The 7,507-nt window shown below is 77.2% G+C and carries 10 protein-coding genes; 8 read left to right on the plus strand and 2 right to left on the minus strand.

What is annotated here, in order from left to right; all coding sequences use genetic code 11:
- Nucleotides 1-39: 39 nt before the first annotated feature.
- A complete protein-coding gene (locus tag VGB14_07020; GenBank protein HEX9992659.1) occupies nucleotides 40-864 on the plus strand; it encodes an SDR family NAD(P)-dependent oxidoreductase in 825 nt (274 codons plus the stop codon).
- Nucleotides 865-867: 3 nt separating this feature from the next.
- Here VGB14_07020 and VGB14_07025 read toward each other — a convergent pair whose 3' ends face one another.
- The gene (locus VGB14_07025) at nucleotides 868-1,821 is read right to left on the minus strand and encodes an MBL fold metallo-hydrolase (protein ID HEX9992660.1); all 954 of its coding nucleotides are present in this window, start codon (nucleotides 1,819-1,821) and stop codon (nucleotides 868-870) included.
- Nucleotides 1,822-1,852: 31 nt separating this feature from the next.
- Here VGB14_07025 and xseA point away from each other — a divergent pair, with 31 nt between their 5' ends.
- From xseA to VGB14_07045, 4 genes are all read left to right on the plus strand, one after another.
- The gene (xseA, locus tag VGB14_07030; GenBank protein HEX9992661.1) at nucleotides 1,853-3,232 is read left to right on the plus strand and encodes an exodeoxyribonuclease VII large subunit; all 1,380 of its coding nucleotides are present in this window, start codon (nucleotides 1,853-1,855) and stop codon (nucleotides 3,230-3,232) included.
- 76 nt (nucleotides 3,233-3,308) lie between these two features.
- On the plus strand, nucleotides 3,309-3,545 hold the full coding sequence (gene xseB, locus VGB14_07035) for an exodeoxyribonuclease VII small subunit (protein HEX9992662.1): 237 nt from the start codon (nucleotides 3,309-3,311) through the stop codon (nucleotides 3,543-3,545).
- A 71-nt stretch (nucleotides 3,546-3,616) separates the two neighbouring features.
- Nucleotides 3,617-4,078 (plus strand): hypothetical protein, encoded by a 462-nt coding sequence (locus tag VGB14_07040; GenBank protein ID HEX9992663.1) that lies wholly within the window; start codon nucleotides 3,617-3,619, stop codon nucleotides 4,076-4,078.
- On the plus strand, nucleotides 4,075-4,335 hold the full coding sequence (locus tag VGB14_07045) for a hypothetical protein (GenBank protein ID HEX9992664.1): 261 nt from the start codon (nucleotides 4,075-4,077) through the stop codon (nucleotides 4,333-4,335). Before VGB14_07040 ends, VGB14_07045 begins: the two co-directional genes overlap by 4 nt.
- Here the strand turns inward: VGB14_07045 and VGB14_07050 are convergent.
- On the minus strand, nucleotides 4,308-4,841 hold the full coding sequence (locus VGB14_07050) for a DUF488 domain-containing protein (GenBank protein HEX9992665.1): 534 nt from the start codon (nucleotides 4,839-4,841) through the stop codon (nucleotides 4,308-4,310). The genes VGB14_07045 and VGB14_07050 overlap by 28 nt on opposite strands.
- Before the next feature lie 64 nt (nucleotides 4,842-4,905).
- Between VGB14_07050 and crtI the strand changes: the two genes are divergently transcribed.
- The 3 genes from crtI to VGB14_07065 form a co-directional block, all read left to right on the plus strand.
- Nucleotides 4,906-6,390 (plus strand): phytoene desaturase family protein, encoded by a 1,485-nt coding sequence (crtI, locus tag VGB14_07055; GenBank protein ID HEX9992666.1) that lies wholly within the window; start codon nucleotides 4,906-4,908, stop codon nucleotides 6,388-6,390.
- Nucleotides 6,387-7,319, plus strand: coding sequence for a phytoene/squalene synthase family protein (locus VGB14_07060; GenBank protein ID HEX9992667.1), 933 nt, complete (start codon nucleotides 6,387-6,389; stop codon nucleotides 7,317-7,319). The genes crtI and VGB14_07060 overlap by 4 nt, the downstream gene beginning before the upstream one ends.
- A partial coding sequence (locus tag VGB14_07065; GenBank protein ID HEX9992668.1) for a hypothetical protein occupies nucleotides 7,231-7,507 on the plus strand: 277 nt, incomplete at its 3' end. The genes VGB14_07060 and VGB14_07065, both read left to right, overlap by 89 nt.

Genomic DNA, 7,507 nt, shown 5'->3' on the forward strand with positions numbered 1-7,507 from the left:
CGCCGATTAGCGCATAAACGACCGGGTAGGCGCCCGGTCATGGATGTGCGCTCCCTGCCCGTGCTCGTCACGGGGGCCAACTCGGGGATCGGGCTGGCCGCCACGGTGGAGCTGGCCCGCCGCGGTCACCGGACCGTCGCCTCGGCGAGGAGCGCCGAGCGGGTCGACGACCTGCTCGAGGCGGCCGACCGGGCCGGCGTCCACGTCGAGGCCCGGGTGCTCGACGTCACCGACGCCACCGCGGCCAAGGAGCTCGTCGCCGACGTCGACCCCTACGCCGTGGTCAACGCGGCCGGCTACACGAACATGGGCGCGGTCGAGGACGTCGGCGACGACGAGGCCCGCCACCACCTGGAGACGATGGTCCTGGCCCCGGTCCGGATGGCCCGCCTGGCCCTGCCCGGGATGCGGGCCAGGGGCGACGGGCGCATCGTCACCGTCAGCTCGATCCTCGGGATGATGGGCACCCCGCTCATGGGCTGGTACGACGGGGCCAAGCACGCCATCGAGGCCCTCCACGACGCCATGCGGGTCGAGGTCCGCTCCTCCGGCGTGCGGGTCACGCTCGTCGACCCCGGCGCCATCCGCACGCCGATCTACGCGAAGGCGTGGGCCGAGCTCGCCGACCGGGAGCCCAGCCGCTACGAGACCGCGTACCACCGGTGGACGGCGATCACCCGCACGCTCCTCCCCGTGTTCACCCCGCCCGAGCGGGTCGGCCGGGTGGTCGCCGACGTGATCGCCTCGCCCAACCCGCCGGCCCGCCGCTACGTCGGCTTCGGCGCGCCGATCGTCCCCCTCGCCTACCACCTCACCCCGCCGGGGGCGAGGGACGCGCTGCTGCGCCTGCTGTTCGGCCTGTAGCGGCTAGTGGCGGTGCTCGTGGTCGTGGGCGATCTCGCCCGGCGGCACCCTGGCGCCCGCCTGCTGCTCCAGCCACCTCGTCAGGCCGGCCGCGTTCGAGTGCACGCCGTTCAGGGTGTCGAGCTTCTCCCGCATGGACGGGTCGAGGCCCTCGAGCGACGGCGAGAACTCGGCGTCGAGGGCGGCGGCCACGTCCCGGCCGTCCCGCCAGGCGGCCTCGGCCACCTCGGCCCACCGGCGCAGGGTCTCCTCCGCCTCGGCCAGCAGCGCGTCCGGCTCGGTGAGCAGCCCGTAGTGGGCGAGGGCGAGGCCGGCCGGGCGGCGGTCCCGGAACCGGCCGAGGCTGTGCAGGGCCTGGTCGAGGTCGAAGTCGGGCGGCGGGGTGGCCGGGCGGAGGACGCCGGCGTCGGGCAGGCGGACGCCGACGGCGTCGCCCGCGAACAGGATCCCGCTCGACGAGTCGTGCAGGGCGAGGTGGTGCTTGGCGTGCCCGGGCGAGTCGACGGTGGTGAGCCGGCGGCCGCCGCCGAGGTCGACGTCCTCGCCGTCGGCCAGCACGTGGATGCGCTCGGCCGGGGTCGGGTCGAGCCGGCCGTAGAGGTTGTCGAGCAGGTCGCCGTAGACCCGGGCCGCCGAGCTCACGAGGCGGCGGGGGTCGGCCAGGTGGCGGGCGCCCAGCTCGTGGACGTAGACGGTGGCGTTGGGGAACGCCCTGGCCACGTCGCCGACGCCGCCGGCGTGGTCGAGGTGGATGTGGGTGACGACCACGCCGGCCAGGTCGCCCGGCCCGACGTTCAGGTCCTCCAGGGCGGCCAGCACGGCCGGCACCGACGTCTGGCTCCCGGTCTCCACCAGCACGGGGGCGTCGCCCTCCACGAGGTAGCCGGCCGTCACCCGCTCCCAGCCGCCGAGCAGGGTGTCGATCTCGATCACGCCGGGGGCGAGCACCGTGTGCATCGGGTCATCATGCCGCCGCTACGGTCGGGCCGTGGCCGGCGAGGAGCGCACCTGGAGCGTGTCGGAGCTGAGCGACGGGATCGCCGTCGCCCTCCGCAAGTCGTTCCCCGACGAGGTGTGGGTGCGGGGCGAGATCCAGGGGTGGAAGGCCGGGCGGGCCGGCCACGCGTACTTCCAGCTCACCGACCACGAGGAGGGCGACGACCGGCCGACCGCCTGCCTCTCGGTTGCGCTGTTCGCCAACGCCCGCCAGCGGGTCGTCGCCATGTTGCGCCGGGCCGGCGGGGTGCGCCTGGCCGACGGCATCGAGGTGCGGATCAGGGGCCGGCTCGCCTACTACGGGCCCCAGGGGCGCCTCCAGCTGCTGATGTCGGCGATCGACCCCGAGCACACGCTCGGGCGCATGGCCGCCGACCGCGACCGGCTCCTGCGGGCGCTGCGGGCCGAGGGGCTGGTCGACGCCCAGGCGGGGCTCCGCATGCCGGTGGCGCCGCTGCACGTCGCCCTCGTCACGGCGGCGTCGAGCGCGGCGGCCTCGGACTTCCTGCACGAGCTGGCCGGGAGCGGGCTCGCCTTCCGGGTCAGGGTGCTGGACACGCGGGTGCAGGGGCCGGGCGCCGAGCAGCGGGTGGCGCTCGCCCTCCGGCGGGCGGCCGCGCTGCGGCCCGACGTCGTCGCGCTCGTGCGGGGCGGCGGCGCCCGCTCCGACCTCGCCACCTTCGACGCCGAGGTCGTCGCCCGGACCGTCTGCGGGCTCGGGGTCCCGGTGGTGACCGGCATCGGCCACGAGGTCGACTGGAGCGTGGCCGACGAGGTCGCCCACGTGGCGTTCAAGACGCCGACGGCGTGCGCGGCCGGGCTGGTGGCCGAGGTGCGGTCGTTCACCGAGCGGCTGGCCCGGGCGTGGGAGCGCCTCGCCGGGCGGGCCGGCCACCGCCTCGACGCGGCCGACCGGGCGCTGGCCGGCACGGCGGCCGCCGTCGGCCGGGCCACGAGGGGCAGCCTGGCCGTCGCCTGGCGGGGCACCGACGAGGCCGCCCGGCGCCTCGAGCGGGAGGCGACCCTGGCCGTCGACCGCTCGGCGGCCCGCCTGGCCGTCCACGGCGGGCGGCTGGAGGGGGCCACCCGGGCGCACCTGCGGGCGGCCGACCGGTCGCTGGCCGGGGCGACGGCGCGCCTGTCGACGCGGACGCGCCGGGCGCTGGCCGCCGCCGACTCGGTGGTGCGGGTGGCCGAGACGAGGGCGACGGCGCTCGACCCGGCCAAGGCGCTGGCCCGGGGCTGGTCGATCACGAGGGACGCGGATGGCCGGGTCGTCCGCTCGGTGGCCGCGCTGGCGCCGGGCGACCGGCTGGTGACGACGTTCGCCGACGGCTCGGCGGCCAGCCGGGTGGAGGAGGTGCCCGGGTGAGCGGGCCGGGTCGGGTCGGAGGGCGACGACGCGGGCGGGCGCCGGGGCGCGCCGCCGGCACGAGGGAGGTGTCCGGGTGAGCGACCGGGAGCCGGGCTACGGGGCGGCGCTGGCCGAGCTGGAGGCGATCCTCGACGAGCTGGAGGACGACGCCCTCGACGTCGACGTGCTCGCCGCCCGCGTCCGCCGGGCGGCCGAGCTGATCCGCCTGTGCCGGCGCCGCATCACCGACGCCCGCATGGAGGTCGAGCAGGTCGTCGCCAGCCTCGAGGAGCTCGAGGCGACGGCCGGGGAGCGACCCGAGCCGGAGTAGCCTCGGCCCGCGGTTCTCGGCACGAGGAGTGCCCTGCGTACGGCGGCCGGCAGGTCCAGGAGGTCCCCCTCGTGCTCCGTCTCTCCCCGGTGGTCCGGTCGCGCGCGCCCGCCGTCGCCCGCTACGTGCTGTGGTCGGTGGGCGCCGGCGCCGTCGTGCCGGTCGCGCTCCTCTACGCGCTCGTCACGTGGACGTCGCCCGACGGTCGGCCGCCGTTCGTCGACATCGTCGGCCGGGGCGAGCCGTTCCTCGTCGCCGCCGGGCTCGACATCGCCTGCCTCCGGGACATCCTGGCCGCCGATCGCCGGAGGACGTCGGCGCTGGTGGTCGAGGCGCTGACGGTCGGTGCCGTCCTGACGGCGCTGTTCGCGATCACGGCGTGGGCGTCGCTGGTCGAGGTCGAGCTGTCGGGGCTGCCGAGGAGCGCCGGCCAGGAGCGCTTCGCCACCGTGTGGGGCACCGTGGCCGTCGTCGCCGGCGCCTCGCTCGGTATCCTCTCCGCCGGCCTCGCGGCGGCGAAGGAGGAGCGGTGATCACGTTCATCGAATGGGGCATCGCCGTCACCGGGATCCTGACCGTCGGCATCGGCGTGATCGCCCTCGTGCACCAGATCCGGGCGGAGGCGGCGGCCGAGGCGCGGCCGGTGGAGTTCAAGGTGGAGGACCGGCTCGAGGGGCTGGACCTGCCGCCGGGGGCGCGGTTCCTCGTGTCGGTCGACCGGCGGGGGCGGGTGACGGCGACGGCCGTCGAGGAGGCCGCCGCTCAGGCGAACAGCCGGCCGCCGTCGTAGACCAGGCGGTCGCCGTCGACCCTGGCGCCGTCGGTCAGGGCGTGGTCGGCGAGGCGGCCGTCGTGGAACAGGTGCCGCACCTCGACCCCCCGCAGCGCCACGGCGGCGTCGGCCAGCAGGCGGCGGTGGCAGCGCCACCACACCGACTCGGAGCACATCACCGCCGTGCGGGGGCCGGCCGCCACCTCGGCCACCAGCCGGTCGAGCCCGGCGACGAACTCCTCGGTCGCCATGTGGTCGGCGTAGGCCCGGAACGCCTCGTGGCGCAGGGCCACGTGCGGCGACCCGGGCACCGGCTTGCGGCGGCCGCCGAGCGCCGGCGCCCAGTCGTAGGCCACCCCGGCGGCCGGGAGCCAGGCGGCCATCGCCTCCCGGCCGAAGTGCGGGTGGCGGCGGCTGCCCGGGTAGCTGCGCACGTCCACCACCCGGCCGACCCCCGCCGCCGTCACCAGCCCGGCGAAGGCGTCGGCGGCGAGCGTCCCGTGGCCGACCGTGAGCAGCTCCACCGGGCCGACCGTACCGGCGCTCCGATGGGGCGGCCGCAGAGGGCCGCACCTAGGCTCACTCGCCGTGGAGGTCGCCGTCGTCGGCGCCGGGCTGGGGGGCCTCGCCGCCGCCTGCCACCTCGCCGGCCGGGGCCACGCCGTCGTCGTCCTCGAGCGGGCCGACGGGCCCGGTGGGCGGGCCGGCGTGCTCCAGCGGGGGCGCTACCGCTTCGACACCGGGCCGACCGTGCTCACCATGCCCGACCTCCTGGCCGACACGGTCGGCGCCGCCGGGGTCGACCTCGACGACCTGCTCGCCGTCCGGCCCCTCGACCCCATGTACCGGGCCTGCTACGCCGACGGGTCCGAGCTGTGCGTCCTGCCCGGCCGGGACCGGATGGCCGAGGAGGTGCGGGCCGTGTGCGGGCCGGCCGACGCCGACGGCTTCCTCCGCTTCTGCGACTGGGTCACCGACCTGTACCGGCTGGAGATGCCCCGCTTCATCGGCCGCGACTACGACTCGCCGCTCGACCTCGTCCGGCCGCTCGGGCCCGCGCTGCGCCTGCTCCGCCTCGGCGGGCTGCGCCGGCTCGACGCCGTCGTCCGCTCCCACGTCGCCGACGACCGGCTGCGCCGCGTCCTCAGCTTCCAGTCCATGTACGCCGGCCTCGCCCCGTTCGAGGCCCTGGCCCTGTTCTCGGTCATCACCTACATGGACGTGGTCAACGGCGTGGTGACCGTCGACGGCGGGATGGCCGCCGTGCCCCGGGCCCTGGCCGAGGCGGCGGCCAAGGCCGGGGCCACGTTCCGGTACGGCGCCACCGTCGAGCGCATCCTGCGGGAGCGGGGCACGACCGGCCGGGTCCTCGGCGTCGAGCTGGCGGGCGGCGAGGTCGTGCCGGCCGGCGCCGTCGTGTGCAACCCCGACCTGCCCGTCGCCTACCGCACCCTGCTCGGCGGCCTCGACGCGCCCAGGGTGGCCCGCCGGGGCCGCTACTCGCCGTCCTGCCTCGTGTGGCACGCCGGGGTGCGGGGCGGGCCGCCGCCCGGCACCGCCCACCACAACGTGCACTTCGGCCGGGCCTGGGAGGGCGCCTTCCGGGCGCTCATGGACGACGGCCGGCGCATGCCCGACCCGTCGCTCCTCGTGACCGTGCCGTCGGTGGACGAGCCCGGCGTCGCCCCGCCCGGCTGCTCCACCCTGTTCGTGCTGGAGCCGGCGCCCAACCTCGACGGGCGGGTGGACTGGACCACCGAGCGGCACCGGGCCCGGGACGAGCTCGCCGCCAGGGTGGCCGCCCTCGGCTACCCGGCCGAGGTGGAGGTGGAGGACCTTGTCGACCCGCTCGACTGGGAGCGCCGGGGGATGGAGCGGGGGACGCCGTTCGCGCTCGCCCACCGGTTCCTCCAGAGCGGGCCGTTCCGCCCCGGCAACCTCGACCGCCGGGTGCCGGGTCTGGTCTTCGTCGGCTCGGGCACCGTCCCCGGCGTGGGCGTGCCCATGGTGCTCGTGTCCGGGCGGCTGGCCGCCGACCGCGTCGACCGGCTCGACCGGGCCGGCGCCCGATGACGACGCTCGAGGAGAGCTACGCCGAGTGCCGGCGGCTGCACCGGCGCCACGGCACGACCTACTACTACGCCACGCTCGCGCTGCCCCGGGTGAAGCGCCACCACGTCCACGCCCTCTACGGGTTCTGCCGCCACGCCGACGAGATCGTCGACGACCCGGGGCCGGCCCCGGCCGGCGAGCGGGCGGCGGCCCTCGCCGACCTGGGCGACCGCTTCCTCGCCGACCTGGCCGCCGGCTCCTCGGACCACCCGGTGCTGCGGGCCGTCGTCCACACGGCCAGGGCGTTCGACCTCGACCCCGACGCCTTCCGGCGGTTCCTCCGGTCGATGGCCATGGACCTCACCGTGTCGTCCTACGAGACCTGGGACGACCTGCTCGGCTACATGGACGGCTCGGCGGCCGTGATCGGCGAGCTCATGCTCCCGATCCTCGAGCCCCGCTCCCCCGCCGCCTTCGGCCCGGCCCGCCACCTCGGCGAGGCCTTCCAGCTCACCAACTTCCTCCGCGACGTCGGCGAGGACCTCGACCGCGGCCGGGTGTACCTGCCCGGGGAGGATCTCCGCCGCTTCGACGCCGACCCGGCCGAGCGGCGGGTCACGCCGGCCTGGCGGGCGCTGATGGCCTTCGAGGTCGAGCGGGCCCGCGAGCTCTACCGGGCCGCCGACCCTGGCATCGACCTCCTCCCGCCGTCGTCGGCCAGGGCCGTCCGGGCGGCCCGGGTGCTCTACGGCCGCATCCTCGACCGCATCGAGGCCAGGGACTACGACGTGTTCACCGGCCGGGCGCGGGTGCCGGGGTGGGAGAAGGCGGCGGCCGTCGCCGGCGCGACGATCACCGGTGGTGACGTGCTCGTTCGGCCCCCGCCCCGACCGCGCCAGGTTCGCCCGCGACCTCGGGGCCGGCTGGTTCGCCGTCCTGCCGCCCGGTGACCGCCCGCCGGCCGGCGCGCTCGGGCTCGAGCCGCTGGCGGCCTGGGGCACGTGGGGCGGGCGGGCCGTCCTCGGCGACCTGCACGGGCCGACCGCCGGCGTGGCGCCGCTCGCCGTCCTGACCCGGACGGCGCCGGTCCGCCGCCACCGCGCCGACGTGGCCGCCGCCACCCGCGCCCTCGCCGGCG

It is taken from the genome of Acidimicrobiales bacterium, assembly GCA_036399815.1.
GTDB lineage: Bacteria > Actinomycetota > Acidimicrobiia > Acidimicrobiales > DASWMK01 > DASWMK01.